Source organism: Burkholderia sp. D-99, assembly GCF_011605345.1.
Classification (GTDB): Bacteria; Pseudomonadota; Gammaproteobacteria; order Burkholderiales; family Burkholderiaceae; genus Burkholderia.
Window position 1 is genome coordinate 110,516 of sequence record NZ_JAAOXM010000001.1, and the last position, 14,718, is coordinate 125,233.

The 14,718-nt window shown below is 68.0% G+C and carries 10 protein-coding genes; 6 read left to right on the forward strand and 4 right to left on the reverse strand.

Annotated elements, in window-relative coordinates; genetic code table 11:
- Nucleotides 1–57 precede the first annotated feature (57 nt).
- From HAV18_RS00515 to HAV18_RS00525, 3 genes are read left to right on the forward strand one after another with little or no spacing between them, the layout of a single operon-like run.
- Entirely contained in the window at nucleotides 58–1,296 is a 1,239-nt protein-coding gene (locus HAV18_RS00515; RefSeq protein WP_166951243.1) for an efflux RND transporter periplasmic adaptor subunit, read from the forward strand.
- 13 nt (nucleotides 1,297–1,309) lie between these two features.
- Nucleotides 1,310–4,483, forward strand: a complete 3,174-nt coding sequence (locus HAV18_RS00520; RefSeq protein WP_166951245.1) for an efflux RND transporter permease subunit — start codon at nucleotides 1,310–1,312, stop codon at nucleotides 4,481–4,483.
- Complete coding sequence (locus HAV18_RS00525) at nucleotides 4,480–6,003, forward strand: efflux transporter outer membrane subunit (RefSeq protein ID WP_166951250.1); 1,524 nt, start codon at nucleotides 4,480–4,482, stop codon at nucleotides 6,001–6,003. The genes HAV18_RS00520 and HAV18_RS00525 overlap by 4 nt, the downstream gene beginning before the upstream one ends.
- Nucleotides 6,004–6,125: 122 nt before the next feature.
- On the opposite strand, the gene aceE is transcribed toward HAV18_RS00525, so the two are convergent.
- The gene (gene aceE, locus HAV18_RS00530; protein ID WP_166951253.1) at nucleotides 6,126–8,810 is read right to left on the reverse strand and encodes a pyruvate dehydrogenase (acetyl-transferring), homodimeric type; all 2,685 of its coding nucleotides are present in this window, start codon (nucleotides 8,808–8,810) and stop codon (nucleotides 6,126–6,128) included.
- 178 nt (nucleotides 8,811–8,988) lie between these two features.
- Here aceE and HAV18_RS00535 point away from each other — a divergent pair, with 178 nt between their 5' ends.
- The gene (locus tag HAV18_RS00535) at nucleotides 8,989–9,444 is read left to right on the forward strand and encodes a MarR family winged helix-turn-helix transcriptional regulator (RefSeq protein WP_166951256.1); all 456 of its coding nucleotides are present in this window, start codon (nucleotides 8,989–8,991) and stop codon (nucleotides 9,442–9,444) included.
- A gap of 18 nt (nucleotides 9,445–9,462) precedes the next feature.
- Here the strand turns inward: HAV18_RS00535 and HAV18_RS00540 are convergent, their stop codons facing one another.
- On the reverse strand, nucleotides 9,463–10,581 hold the full coding sequence (locus HAV18_RS00540; RefSeq protein ID WP_166951259.1) for a transketolase-like TK C-terminal-containing protein: 1,119 nt from the start codon (nucleotides 10,579–10,581) through the stop codon (nucleotides 9,463–9,465).
- A 104-nt stretch (nucleotides 10,582–10,685) separates the two neighbouring features.
- On the opposite strand from HAV18_RS00540, the gene HAV18_RS00545 reads away from it, so the two are divergent.
- Nucleotides 10,686–11,333: a glutathione S-transferase family protein gene (locus HAV18_RS00545; RefSeq protein WP_166951263.1), complete on the forward strand. Its 648-nt coding sequence runs from the start codon at nucleotides 10,686–10,688 to the stop codon at nucleotides 11,331–11,333.
- Between the two features lie 202 nt (nucleotides 11,334–11,535).
- Complete coding sequence (locus tag HAV18_RS00550; RefSeq protein ID WP_243771510.1) at nucleotides 11,536–13,050, forward strand: cytosine permease; 1,515 nt, start codon at nucleotides 11,536–11,538, stop codon at nucleotides 13,048–13,050.
- Nucleotides 13,051–13,228: 178 nt separating this feature from the next.
- Here the strand turns inward: HAV18_RS00550 and HAV18_RS00555 are convergent, their stop codons facing one another.
- The gene (locus tag HAV18_RS00555) at nucleotides 13,229–13,984 is read right to left on the reverse strand and encodes a glucose 1-dehydrogenase (protein WP_166951270.1); all 756 of its coding nucleotides are present in this window, start codon (nucleotides 13,982–13,984) and stop codon (nucleotides 13,229–13,231) included.
- Nucleotides 13,985–14,023: 39 nt separating this feature from the next.
- Nucleotides 14,024–14,560 (reverse strand): VOC family protein, encoded by a 537-nt coding sequence (locus HAV18_RS00560; protein ID WP_166951273.1) that lies wholly within the window; start codon nucleotides 14,558–14,560, stop codon nucleotides 14,024–14,026.
- Between the last annotated feature and the right edge of the window lie 158 nt (nucleotides 14,561–14,718).

Sequence of the window (14,718 nt, forward strand, 5' to 3'; positions counted from 1 at the left end):
CTTGAAGTTAACTTTAACTTTTATGCTACGCGCCAGTTTAACCCGTCGCGAGGCATCATGCTCTCCTTATCCCTACGCAGGACGTCGCCTTTGGGCGCGGCCTGTGCCCTGCTGCTGGCGTTGTCGGGCTGTCACGACGGCAAAGGCGCATCGTCGGCCCCATCCCTTCCCGAAGTCGGCGTTGCCACCATCGCGCCGCGCACGATCCGCCTCGCGGACGAATTCAACGGACGCGTCGAAGCGGTCGATGCAGTCGAACTGCGGCCGCGCGTGAGCGGCTATCTGCAGCGCGTCGCCTACAAGGAGGGTGACCTGGTCGCGCAGGGCGCGCTGCTGTTCGAGATCGACCCGCGCCCGTACCGGATCGCACTCGATCGCGCGAACGCGCAGCTGCAGCGGGCCCGCGCGGCCGCGAGCCTCGCGAACGTGCAGCTCAAGCGCGTGCAGACGCTGATCGACGCGCATGCGACGTCGCAGGAAGAACTCGACAACGCGCGCGCCACTGCCGAGCAGGCGCGTGCGGACCTGCAGGCGGCCGACGCGGCCGTCGCCGACGCGAAGCTCAATCTCGGTTTCACCGAAGTGCGTGCACCGATCGCGGGTCGCGTCGGCCGCGCGGTCGCCACCGTCGGCAACCTGGCGCGCGCGGACGACACGCTGCTGACGACCGTCGTGTCGCAGAACCCCGTCTACGTGTATTTCGACTGCGACGAACAGAGCTACCTGCGCTACAACGCACGGCGTGCCGATCCGAAGCATCGCGCGATCGGCGCCGATCCGGTACGCGTGGGCCTCGCGAACGAGACGGGCTTCCCGCATGCGGGCACCGTCGATTTCCTCGACAACCGGCTCGACCCGCAGACGGGCACGATCCGCGCGCGCGTGCGGCTGCCGAATGCGGACCATACGTTTACGCCGGGCCTGTATGCGCGCGTGCAGCTCGTCAGCGGCCGCGACCAGGATGCGCTGCTCGTCGACGACAAGGCCGTGCTCACCGATCAGGACCGCAAGTACGTGTATGTGATCGGGCCCGGCGACAAGGCGCTGCGCCGTGACGTGACGATCGGCCGCGGGCTGGACGGCGAGCGGATCATCGAGAAGGGGATCCAGGCGGGCGACCGCGTGGTCGTCGACGGCATGCAGCGGATTTACTATCCGGGCGCGCAGGTGAAGCCGAAGGCGCTGCCCGCGCGCGCCGACGCCGGTGCCGGCAATGGTGCGGGCAACGGGCCGGGTAGTGGGTCGAGCAACGGCGCGCAGGCCGTCGCCGATGCCGGCACGCCGGCTGCACAGTAACGGGAGACAGGTAATGGATTTCTCCCGATTCTTCATCGACCGGCCGATCTTCGCGGTCGTGCTGTCGATCGTCATCTTCGCGATCGGCCTGATCTCGATTCCGATGCTGCCCGCCGGCGAATACCCGGAAGTCGTGCCGCCGAGCGTCGTCGTGCGTGCGACGTACCCGGGTGCGAACCCGAAAGAAATCGCCGAATCGGTCGCTGAACCGCTGGAAGAGGCGATCAACGGCGTCGAAGGCATCATGTACATGAAGTCGGTCGCCGGTTCGGACGGCAGCCTGCAGGTCGTCGTCACGTTCCTGCAGGGCGTCGATCCCGATACGGCCGCCGTGCGCGTGCAGAACCGCGTGAGCCAGGCGCTCTCGCGCCTGCCCGACGAGGTGCGCCAGTACGGCGTGACCACGCAGAAGCAGTCGCCGACGCCGCTGATGTACGTGAGCCTCTATTCGCCGGACAACAGCCGCGATTCGCTGTACCTGCGCAACTACCTGACGCTGCATGTGAAGGACGAGCTGTCGCGGCTGACCGGTGTCGGTGACGTCGGATTGTCCGGCGCCGGCGACTACGCGATGCGGCTGTGGCTCGACCCGAACCGGCTCGCGTCGCGCGGGCTGACCGCGAGCGACGTGATTGCCGCCGTGCGCGAGCAGAACGTGCAGGTGTCGGCCGGCCAGCTCGGCGCGGAGCCGACGCCGAAGAAAAACGACTTCCTCCTGTCGATCAACGTGCGCGGCCGGCTGCGCACGGCGCAGGAGTTCGGCGACATCGTGCTGCGCAACGGCGACGACGGCCAGGTCGTGAAGCTGTCCGACGTCGCGCGTGTTGAGCTCGGCGCGGGCGACTACACGCTGCGCTCGTATTTCAACGACAAGCAATCGGCCGTGGTCGGCATCTTCCTGTCGCCGGGCGCGAACGCGCTCGAGGTCGCGAAGGCCGTGTACGCGACGTTCGACGAACTGTCGAAGCACTTTCCGCCCGGCGTCGCGTACCGTCCCGTGTGGGATCCGACGGTATTCGTGCGCGATTCGATCCGCGCGGTGCAGCACACGCTGATCGAGGCCGTCGTGCTGGTCGTGCTCGTCGTGATCCTGTTCCTGCAGACGTGGCGCGCCTCGATCATTCCGCTCGTCGCTGTGCCCGTCTCGGTGGTAGGCACGTTCGCGTGGCTCTACCTGCTCGGCTATTCGATCAACACGCTGACGCTGTTCGGGCTCGTGCTCGCGATCGGGATCGTCGTCGACGATGCGATCGTGGTCGTCGAGAACGTCGAGCGCAACATCGCGCAGGGCTTGAGCCCGCGCGACGCCGCGCACCAGGCGATGCGCGAGGTGTCGGGGCCGATCGTCGCGATCGCGCTCGTGCTGTGCGCGGTGTTCGTGCCGATGGCGTTCATGTCGGGCGTCACCGGGCAGTTCTACCGGCAGTTCGCGGTGACGATCGCGATCTCGACGGTGATCTCCGCGATCAACTCGCTGACGCTGTCGCCCGCGCTTGCCGCGAAGCTGCTGCGTCCGCACGACGCGCCGAAGGATGCGCTCACGCGCGGGCTCGACCGTGCGTTCGGCTGGCTGTTCCATCCGTTCAACCGCTTCTTCGACCGTAGTTCCGATCGTTATCACGGCGTCGTCTCGCGCACGCTGAAGCGGCGCGGGGTGGTGTTCGCGGTCTATGCGGCGCTGCTCGGGGCAACCGCGCTGCTGCTCAATGCGGTGCCGGGCGGCTTCATCCCGGTGCAGGACAAGCTGTACCTGTTCGCGGGCGCGAAGCTGCCGGAAGGCGCGTCGCTTGCGCGCACCAGCGAGGTGACCGAGCAGATGACGAAGATCGCGCTCGGCACCGACGGTGTCGAGATGGTGCCGGCGTTTGCCGGGCTGAATGCGCTGCAGGGCGTGAACACGCCGAACATCACGAACTCGTACGTGATCCTGAAGCCGTTCGACCAGCGCCACCGCAGCGCGGCGCAGATCAACGCGGACCTGAACGCGCGCTTCGCGGCCATCGGCGGCGGTATTACCTATGCGCTGATGCCGCCGCCGATCCAGGGCCTCGGCAACGGCTCGGGGTATTCGCTGTACCTGGAGGATCGCGGCGGGCTCGGCTACGGCGCATTGCAGAACGCGCTCACCGCGTTCCAGGCCGCGGTCGCGAAGACGCCGGGGATGAGCTACCCCGTCAGCTCGTACCAGGCGAACATCCCGCAGCTCGAGGTGAAGGTCGACCGGTTGAAGGCGAAGGCGCAGGGCGTTGCGCTGACCGACCTGTTCAGCACACTGCAGGTCTATCTCGGCTCGATGTACGTGAACGACTTCAACCTGTTCGGCCGCGTGTATCGCGTGATGGCGCAGGCGGATGCCGGCCACCGGCAGACGGCCGCCGACATCGCGAACCTGCGCACGCGCAACGCGAAGGGCGAGATGGTGCCGATCGGCTCGATGGTGACGGTGGTGCCCGCGTACGGGCCCGACCCGGTCGTCCGCTACAACGGCTATCCGGCCGCCAACCTGATCGGCGACGCCGATCCGAAGGTGATGTCGTCGTCGCAGGCGATCGAGAAGCTGCAGCAGATCGCGAAGGAAGTGCTGCCGCCGGGGATCGTGCTCGAGTGGACCGATCTCAGCTATCAGCAGGTCACGCAGAGCAACGCGGCGATCGTCGTGTTCCCGCTCGCGGTGATGCTCGTGTTCCTCGTGCTCGCGTCGCTGTACGAGAGCTGGACGCTGCCGCTCGCGGTGATCCTGATCGTGCCCGTGTGCATCTGTGCGGCACTGTTCGGTGTGTGGCTGTCGGGAGGCGACAACAACGTGTTCGTGCAGGTCGGTCTCGTCGTGCTGATGGGGTTGGCGTGCAAGAACGCGATCCTGATCGTCGAGTTCGCGCGCGAGCTGGAAATCCAGGGCAAGGGCGTGATCGAATCCGCGCTGGAAGCGTGCAAGCTGCGGCTGCGTCCGATCGTGATGACGTCGGTCGCGTTCATCGCGGGTTCGGTGCCGCTCCTGATCGGCGGCGGCGCGGGCAGCGAAGTGCGGGCGGCCACCGGCATCACCGTGTTCGCGGGGATGCTGGGCGTCACGCTGTTCGGGCTGTTCCTGACGCCTGTGTTCTATGTGGCGATCCGCAAGCTCGCGGGCGGCACACCGGCCGTGTGGAGCGAACACCACGGCACCCTCGAAGGAGAAAACCGATGAGCGCCGCTTTCCGTCTTTCCGCGCTCGCGATGTCGGTGACGCTCGCTGCATGCGCGGTCGGCCCCGATTTCAAGCGACCCGACACGGCTACGACCGCGCGGTTCGCCCGCGATGCGCATCCGGCAGCGCAGCGCGATGCGTCGCCGTCCGGTACGACGCGGGATACGCCGCCCGACGCGTCGGCCGATGCCGATGCCGCGTTCTGGCGCGGTTTCGGCGATCCGCAACTGACGCAGCTGATCGACACGGCACTCGCGGCGAACCAGGACCTGCAGGTCGCCGTGTCGCGCTACGACGCATCGAATGCGCTGCTGTCGCAGGCCACGTTCGACCGCTATCCGACTATCACCGCGAGCGGGACGATCGGCCATCAGCTGATGAGCAAGGACCAGGCGTTCGGTGCGCCGCGCAGCCAGCGCGATACGCCGACGTCCAGCGTCGGGATCAATGCGGCGTGGGAGCTCGACCTGTTCGGCCGCGTGCGTCGTTCGATCGAGTCGCAGCGTGCGGAAACGGCTGCCAGCGCGGCGGACGTGCGCGCGGTGCGCGTTGCGATCGCCGGCGAGGTGGCGAGCACGTACGTCGATCTGCGCGGCTCGCAGGAGCGGCTGCGGATCGCGCGCGAGAACGCCGACAACCAGAAGCAGACGCTCGCGCTGATCAATGCGCGCGTCGGCGCGGGGCGCGGCTCCGAACTCGATGCGGCGCGGGCGCGCGCGCAGTACGAATCGACGACGTCGCGGATCGCGGTGTACGAAGCGGCGATCGGCGTCGACGAGCATCGGCTCGCGGTGCTGACCGGGCAGACGCCGGATGCGCTGATCGGCCGCTTCGATCTCCCGAAGGCAGCCGCGCCGGCGGGCACACCCGTGCCGCTGCCGGCGCTGGCAGCCGACATCGATCCCGGCACGCCGGGCGACCTGCTGCGCCGGCGTCCCGATGTCGCAGCCGCCGAGGCACGGCTGCACGCGGCGACCGCGCGCGTCGGCGTCGCGACGGCGGACCTGTTCCCGCGCTTCACGCTGTCGGGCCTGCTCGGCAGCGCGACGAGCAGCTACGGGTTCTTCCGCGCGGGCAGCGACACGAACCTGATCGCGCTCGGCATCGACTGGTCGTTCCTCGACGTCGGCCGCGTGCGTGCGCGGATTGCCGCGAGCGACGCGGAAGCGGCCGGGCAACTCGCGCAGTACCGGCAGACCGTGCTCGGGGCGCTGGAGGAAACGGAGAACGCGCTGCTGCGCGCGGCACGCACGCGTGACGAGACGGACCATCTCGTGCGGGCCGCGACCGACAGCGCGCGTGCCGCGCAACTGGCGCAGGCGCGGTTTTCGGCGGGCGCGATCGACTACTACGAAGTGCTCGACGCGCAACGCACGCTGCTGCAGGCGCAAGATGCGGCGGCCGACGGGCAGATGCGCAGTGCGGCGTCGACGGTGGCGCTGTACAAGGCGCTGGCGGGCGGCTGGCCGTCGGGAACGGCGCAGGGTTCGCAAGGCCCGCTCGCGCAAGCGGGGCAGTAGTAGTCCGGGTACGGCGGCGCGGCAGGCCGGAGCATTCTTGCCTGCCGCCTGCCGCCTGCCGCCTGCCGCCTGCCGCCCGCCACCCGCCACCCGCCACCCGCCACCCGCCACCCGCCGGGTGACTACACGCTGGCCGGATCGATCTTGTCGATGTCGATGCCGTAGCGCCGGATGGCTTCGCCTACGCGAACACGCGGTATCGCGCCGTCGTCGGCGAGCGCCTTCAGCGCCGCGATCACGATGAAGTGCCGGTCGACCTCGAAGAACGTGCGCAGCGCGTCGCGCGTATCCGAGCGGCCGAAACCGTCGGTGCCTAGCGACACGAAGCGCCGGCCGTCGACGAACGCGCGGATCTGGTCGCCGACGATCTTCATGTAATCGGTCGCGACGACCACCGGCCCCGTGCGGCCGTCGAGGCATTGCTGCACGTACGGCACGCGCGGCGCCTGCTCGGGATGCAGCAAGTTCCAGCGTTCCGCGGCCAGCCCGTCGCGGCGCAGTTCGTTCAGGCTCGTCGCGCTCCACACGTCGCTCGACACGCCGAAGTCCTGTGCGAGCAGGTCGCTCGCGGCGATCACTTCGCGCAGGATCGCGCCGCTACCCATCAACTGCACATGCGGCACATCGGCCGCGCGCGACGCGCCTTCGCGCAGCAGGTAAAGCCCCTTGAGAATGCCGGCCTCCGCGTTATCGGGCAGTGCCGGATGCGGGTAGTTCTCGTTGAGCAGCGTGATGTAGTAGTAGATGTCCTCCTGTTCCGCGAACATCCGCCGCAGGCCGTCGCGCACGATCACCGCGAGTTCGTACGCATAGGTCGGGTCGTACGACACGCAGTTCGGAATCACTGACGACAGCACGTGGCTGTGTCCGTCGTCGTGCTGCAGCCCTTCGCCCATCAGCGTCGTACGGCCCGACGTCGCACCGAGCAGGAAGCCGCGCGTACGCGCGTCGCCGGCCGCCCACGCGAGATCGCCGACGCGCTGCAGCCCGAACATCGAATAGAAGATGTAGAACGGGATCGCTGGCAGCCCGTGATTGCTGTACGCGGTGCCGGCCGCGATCCACGACGCGATCGCGCCCGATTCGTTGATGCCTTCCTGCAGGATCTGCCCGTCCTTCGCTTCCTTGTAGTAGCTGAGCTGGCCCGCGTCCTGAGGCGTATAGAGCTGGCCGAGATGCGAGTGGATACCGATCTGGCGGAACAGGCCCTCCATCCCGAACGTACGCGATTCGTCCGGCACGATCGGCACGACGAGCTTGCCGAGCGCCGGATCCTTCAGCAGCGTGCCGAGGATGCGCACGAACGCCATCGTCGTCGACAGCCCGCGCTCGCCGCTGTCCTTGAGCTGCACGTCGAATGCGGCGAGCGGGGGCACCGGCAGCGGCGCCACACGGCTGAAGCGGGCCGGCACGTGGCCGCCGAGCGCGGCACGGCGTTCCGCGAAGTAGCGTGCCTCGGCGCCGCCGGGTTCGGGTCTCAGGTACGGCAGGTCGTCGAGCTGCGCATCGCTGACCGGCAGCGCGAAGCGGTCGCGGAACGCGCGGATGGCGTCCGCGCTCATCTTCTTCAACTGGTGGTTCACGTTCTGGCCTTCGCCGGCTTCGCCCATCCCGAAGCCCTTGACCGTCTTCGCGAGCACGACGGTCGGCCGCCCGTCCGCGCGCATCGCCTGCGCATAAGCCGCATGCACCTTTTCCGGATCGTGGCCGCCGCGCGCCAGTTTCCAGATGTCGTCGTCGGACAGGTCGGCGACGAGTTCGAGCAGCTCGGGGTACTTGCCGAAGAAATGCTCGCGCACGTACGCGCCGCTCTGCGACTTGAAGGTCTGGTAGTCGCCGTCGACGCATTCCATCATGCGCTGACGCAGCAGGCCCGTTGTGTCGCGCTCGAGCAGGCGATCCCAGCCGCCGCCCCAGATCACCTTGATGACGTTCCAGCCCGCCGCACGGAACGTGCCTTCGAGTTCCTGGATGACCTTGCCGTTGCCGCGTACCGGGCCGTCGAGGCGCTGCAGGTTGCAGTTGACGACGAAGATCAGGTTGTCGAGCCGTTCGCGCCCGGCGAGCGAGATCGCGGCGAGCGATTCGGGCTGGTCCATTTCGCCGTCGCCGAGAAATGCCCAGACCTTGCGGCCCTGGTGCGCTTTCAGCCCGCGATATTCGAGGTAGCGCATGAAGCGCGCCTGATACGCGGCCGTGAGCGGCCCGAGCCCCATCGACACGGTGGGGAATTGCCAGAAATCCGGCATCAGCCGCGGATGCGGATACGACGACAGCCCGTCGCGTCCCGCTTCGCGGCCGGTCTCGCGGCGGAAGTTGTCGAGTTGCGCATCCGTGATGCGACCTTCCAGATACGCGCGGCCATAGATGCCGGGCGCCGAATGACCCTGGATGTAGACCATGTCGCCGTCGAAGGCATCGGTGCGGCCGCGGAAGAAGTGATCGAAACCGACGTCGTACAGCACCGCGGCCGACTGGTAGGTCGCGATATGGCCGCCGACGTTCGAATGCCGGCCGGCACGCAGCACCATCACCATCGCGTTCCAGCGGATCATCGCATTCAGGCGGCGTTCGAGCGCGAGATCGCCCGGGTAGGCCGGTTGCCGCTCGCGCGGCACCGTGTTCACGTACGCGGTCGTCACGCGGCCGTGCAGGTCGCCGTGGCGCGCCGCGTCGAGATCGGAAAGCTGGTCGAGCAGGTAGTGCGCGCGCGGACGGCCTTCGAGCGCGATCACGGATTCGAGCGCATCGAGCCATTCGCGGGTTTCCTGCGGGTCGATGTCGGGTAACGCGAGAGGTGCGGTCATGCAGTGTCTCCAGAAGCATCAGGCTGCGCGTGGCGACGGTCGTGGCGCCGCGTCGCGCGACGGAACGCCCGCCGATCGGCGGGCAAAGAAATGATTGCAATTGCAATCGTATTGAGGGGCATTGTTATCGAGGTAAAATTTAATTGCAACTGCAATTCAACGAAAGGAACGACCTGACATGAGCGCACCCGAACCCGATCTGTGGTTCTCGTTCGTCCGCGCGCACCGGACGATGATTCGCGAGATCGAGCGCCGCCTCGCGGCTGCCGGCCTTCCCGCCTATGCGTGGTACGACGCGTTGTGGGGGCTCGAAAGCGGGCCCGACGGCACGCGCCGCATGCACGAACTGGCCGATGTGCTCGCGATCGAGCGTTACAACCTGACGCGGCTCGTCGACCGGCTCGAACAGGAAGGGCTCGTCATGCGCGCGCGGTCGGCCGACGACGGTCGCGCCGCGTTTGCGAGCATCACCGACAAGGGGCGCACGCTGCGCAAGAAGATGTGGAAGGTGTACCAGTCGACGGTCGCGGAACTCTTTCTCGACCAGTTCACCGGCAAGGAGCAGGCGGCGATGGCCGCCGCGCTCGATCGCGCGACGGCCGTGGCGCGCGACGCGACCGCCGACGCGAAGTAACGGCAGCCGGCGCGCGCATCAGCCGCGCGCATAACGGTGCATCGCATGCGCGGCCCAGTCGGCCGGCACGCAGCCGTCGTCGGCCAGCAGGCGAAGCGCGACCGCGGCGATCCAGCGCGCATTCGGCGCGCGTGTGCCGGCGCCCGGGCCGGCCGAGTCCGCACCGAGCGCCGCGAAGCGGGCCGGGACAAATGCGCCGATCTGCGCGGCGACGTGCCGCGCATAGCCCGTCACCGCGAGCACCGGCGTGCGGCTGTCGCCGATGCATCGGCGCACATGCGCGATCTGCGGCTTGTCGTGCGGGTGCAGCAGGTTCCACCGGTCGGCCGCGTGACCGTCGCGGGCGAGCTGCGTGTAGCTCGGGCAGCTCCAGATCGTCGAATCGACGCGCCATTCGTCGTGCAGCAGATCGGCCGCCTCCTTCACCTGCGCGAGCGTGCTGCCCGCGCCGCACAGCCGGATTCGGGCGGCCGCGCCGGCCGCCGCGCGCCGGCCGGCCCGCACCATGCCGCTGAACGCATCGCGGGCCGCCGTGGCCGATAGCGGCTTCGCATCGGGCACGGGGTCGTCGTGGCTCGCGAGGTAGCAGAATCCCGGCTGGCCGGCGACATAAAGCGTGCGCAGCGCGTGGCGCAGGATCGCGATCGCCTCATGGCCCGATGCCGGATCGTACGGCGTGCACGCGGGGTTCGCGGCCAGCCAGTGCGGGACGTCGGGCGTCACGCCTTTCGGCCAGGACGAAGCGACCGTTTCGGCATCGTTCACGAAGATCCCGCGATCGACGGTTTCGATCGACGCCAGCCGCAGCCGGTCGGTCGCGCGCGCATGCAGCAGGTACAGCAGCGGCTGCTCGAACCGCTTGCGCGCATCGAGAAACCGCAGCGGCCATGCGCTGATGCGGCGATGTGCACCCGCGTCTGCACAGGGCTCACGCGTATCGGCTCGCACGATCCATACGCGTTCCGCTGTTGCCGCATCGCGTTCGAGGCAATCGGCGGCCGCGCGCATCGCGTCGAGCGGCGATATCGCACGGCCGCGCGGTGCGAGCCGCTGCGTCAGCAGCCTTTCGAGGCAGGCCGCCGCGGCGCGGCGGGTGTCGGGCGTCCGCACGGGCGGACCGGATCGCGCAGTCTGCATGTCCCTCCTTCTGGTATTGGCATGTCGCCGGGGCGTCGGTTCCGGCATAGGATTGCAATTGCAACGATTGTAGTTGCAACAATAACCGAATGACAAGGACCGACATGACCTCGACGCATTCCCTCACGTTCTATACGGCCGATACGCCGAACGGGCACAAGATCGCGATCTACCTGGAGGAGGCCGGGCTCGCGCATGACCGCGTGCACGTGAACCTGTCCGCCGGCGAGCAGCGCAGCCCGGCGTTTCTCGCGATCAACCCGAACGGCAAGATCCCGGCCATCGTCGACCACGACACCGGGCTGGCCGTGTTCGAATCCGGCGCGATCCTCGGCTATCTCGCTACGAAGACGGGCTTTCTGCAGCCCGAAACGCTGGCCGAGCGCACGGCGGTGCAGCAATGGCTGCACTTCCAGATCGGCGGGATCGGGCCGATGCTCGGCCAGCTCTGGTGGTTCCTGCATGCATCGAAGACGGTCAATGCGCAAGCGCTCGAGCGTTACCGGAACGAAGTGCGGCGCCTCTACGGGGTCGTGAACGGCCGATTGGCGGAATCGGCGTATCTCGCGTCGTCGCGGTACTCGATCGCCGACATCGCCGCGTTCCCGTGGCTGCGCGCGGCGGCCGAACTCGAGCTCGACCTTGCCGGCTACCCGCACGTCGAGCGCTGGCTCGCCGGCATCGAGGCGCGGCAAGCCGTTCAGCGGGGCCTGATTGCATGCCGCGCGCCGGCGGCGGAGAACGCGCACTGACATCACATCGCCCGCGCCGGACGGATGGCGCGGGCGTCGGCCGCCGGCCTGCCGGGAAACATCGTTCTCCTTCGTCGTAAACGTCTCGAATGCGTGATATTTGCGCCGCGCGATCCGGTTTAGAGTGGCCGCGAATCGATGACGATGTGTCGTACCGCCGCAGTCCCGGGCCGTACAGATGCACCAGAGGAGTGGGAGACAAATGAGTGAAGGCAGGATTACGCAGGTCGAGTCGTTCGGTTTCGAGCGCATTCCCGATGCATCGCGCTATGCGCGGCCGATCGACCTGTTCAGGTTGCTGTTCGGCGGTTGCAATACGTTTTCCACCTCGGTGCTCGGCAGCTTTCCCGTGCTGGTCGGGCTGTCGTTCAAGGCGGGAGTCTGCGCGATCGTGCTCGGCGTGCTCGCCGGCACCTGCATCCTCGCGCCGATGAGCCTGTTCGGCCCGCGCAACGGCACGAGCGACCCCGTGTCGTCCGGCGCGCATTTCGGCATTCACGGCCGGATCGTCGGCTCGTTCCTCGCGCTGCTTACTTCGATCGCGTTCTTCTCGCTCGCGGTATGGAGCTCGGGCGATGCGCTCGTCGGCGGCGCGCACAACATGGTCGGCGTACCGGTCAACGGCTTCACGCTCGGTGCGGCGTACATGGTGTTCGCGGTGCTCGTGCTGATCGTCTGCATCTACGGCTTCCGCTTCATGCTGTGGGTCAACAAGATCGCCGTGTGGGCCGCGAGCGTGCTGTTCGTCGCGGGCCTGTTCGCGTTCGCGGGCCTGTTCGACACGAATTACGCCGGCACGGTGCAGCAGGGCAGCGCGGGCTTCTGGGCCGCGTTCGTCGGCGCGGTGCTGGTTGCGCTGAGCAACCCGGTGTCGTTCGCGTCGACACTCGGCGACTGGGCACGCTACATCCCGCAGCGCACGCCGAAGCATCGCGTGATGGGCGCCGTGTTCGCCGCGCAGATCGCGACCTTCGTGCCGTTCTTCTTCGGCCTCGCGACCGCGACGATCATCGCGACGCAGGCGCCCGCATTCATTGCGTCGAACGACTACGTCGGCGGCCTGCTCGCGATCTCGCCGCGCTGGTTCCTGCTGCCGATGTGCCTGATCGCGATCATCGGCGGGATGTCGACCGGCACGACCGCGCTGTACGGCACCGGCCTCGACGTGTCGAGCATGTTCCCGCGCCTCCTGAATCGCGTGCGTGCGACGCTGCTGATCGGCACGATTGCGATCGCGTTCATCTTCGTGGGCCGCTTCTGGTTCAACCTCGTCGAAAGCGTCGCGACGTTCTCGACGCTGATCGATACGTTCAGCTGCCCGTGGATGGCGATCATGGTGATCGGCTACGTGACGCGGCGCGGCTACTATCTCGCCGACGACCTGCAGGTGTTCAACCGCGGGCTGCACGGTGGCCATTACTGGTTCACGCATGGCTGGAACGTGCGCGCGATGGGCGCGTGGCTGCCGGCCGCGTTCGTCGGGTTGTCGTTCGTGAACCTGCCGGGGCAGTTCGTCGGGCCGCTCGGCAACCTCGCGGGCGGGCTCGACCTGAGCGTGCCGGTGTCGCTGGCGGTCGGCGGCGTGCTGTATTTCGTGCTGCTGACGCTGTATCCGGAACCGGACGGCGTGTACGGCCCGCACGGGCGCCGCTTCGTGCGCGGCGGTGGGCAGGCGGCACGCGGTAACGGTGCGCCGGCGATCCAGCCGAGGGGATAAGAGCGGCGCGCGGTATGTCGCTGCGCAAATGACGATGCCGCCGCGCGGGAGAGCCGCTGGCGGCATTGCCGCTTCCGGGTGTGTGATCGCCAGAGGGGGACGCCTGATCTTCCACGTGCCGCCCCCTCAAACGAAAACGCCTGCCGGGTTGGCAGGCGCGCGTCGACTTCGATGCGTGTCAGTGGAATGTGCTGCCCGCCAGCATCCCGCCGTCAACGATGAATTCCGACCCCGTGCAGTACGCGGATTCGTCGGACGCGAGGAACAGCACGAGACTGGCGACTTCGTCGGGCTTGCCGATGCGCGCGATCGGCAGGCCGCTGTAGATCGACGACGGATCGAAATCCGCGAACTCGGGCGGGCGCGCCATCACGGTATCGATGCCGCCCGGGTGCACCGAGTTCACGCGAATGCCGTAGCGGCCGAATTCGAGTGCGGCGGCCTTCGTCATCCCGCGCACCGCGAACTTGCTCGACACGTACGCGCTGCCGCCCGCGACGCCTTCCATCCCGGCCGTCGACGATACGTTGACGATCGAGCCGCCGCCGGCTTCCTTCAGCGCGGCCACTGCCGACTTCATGCCGAGCCAGCAGCCGACCTGGTTCACGTCGATCACCTTGCGATAGTCGTCGAGCGAACACGCTTCGATCGGCACGAGCTTCAGGATTGCCGCGTTGTTCACGAGGATGTCGAGCCGGCCGAACTGCGCGAGCGTTGCATCGACGGCAGCTTGCCAGTCGGCTTCGCTTGTCACGTCGAGGTGCTGGAATCGTGCGGCGTCGCCGAGTTCGGCGGCGACGCGCCGGCCGGCGTCGTCCAGCACGTCGGCGATCACCACGCGTGCGCCTTCGGCGACGAACCGTCGCGCTTCCGCTTCGCCCTGGCCGCGGGCACCGCCCGTGATCAGTGCCACCTTGCCTTCGAGTCGTTTCATGCTGCTTGCTCCTTTAGTGAGAGGGGCGCGCACGGCCGCTCACGCGGAGAGGGCCGCCGCGTCGATGATGCGAAGCGGATCGGCGCCGTCCCATGCGCGGGCTTCGGCGATGCCGTGCGCGATCATGTCGCGCATGCCGGCGCCCTCGATGACTTCGACGCGCACGCCGGGATCGTCGATGTCGTCGAGATACGCGACGCGTGTGGCCGGGTTGCGCGCTTCGAATACGACACGCAGGCCGCGAGCCGTAAGCTGCGCGAGCGCGGCATCGAGATCGTCGACGACCCACGCGACGTGATGCAGCCCGACGAGCGGTTGCCCATGCACGTCGCGGTACGGCGACGACGTGTCGTTCGTCACGTGAATCAGTTCGATCTGCAGATCGCCGCGATACGCGAGCCCGACGTCCATCGTGACCGTCACCGGTTCGCCGAGATGATGGCCATCGAGGCGCACGTTGCGGAATACGGTCCACGGGCCGACGTCGTGGCGTTCGCGCCAGCGCGCGATGCTGCGGTCGAGATCGGCGACGACGTAGCCGATCTGGTCGATGGGGCCGAGGACTGGGTCGTTCATGGCGTCTCCGTGGCGGACGCACGTGTGCGCGCCGCGCGTTGAATGACGGCCATGATCGCAACAAAGCGTGCGCTTCGTGCCATCCAAACGGATGAGTACGCACGCTTCTTTTTGGCGTGACGGGTGGGCGCGCGTGGCCGCGACGATGCAGGTGCGTG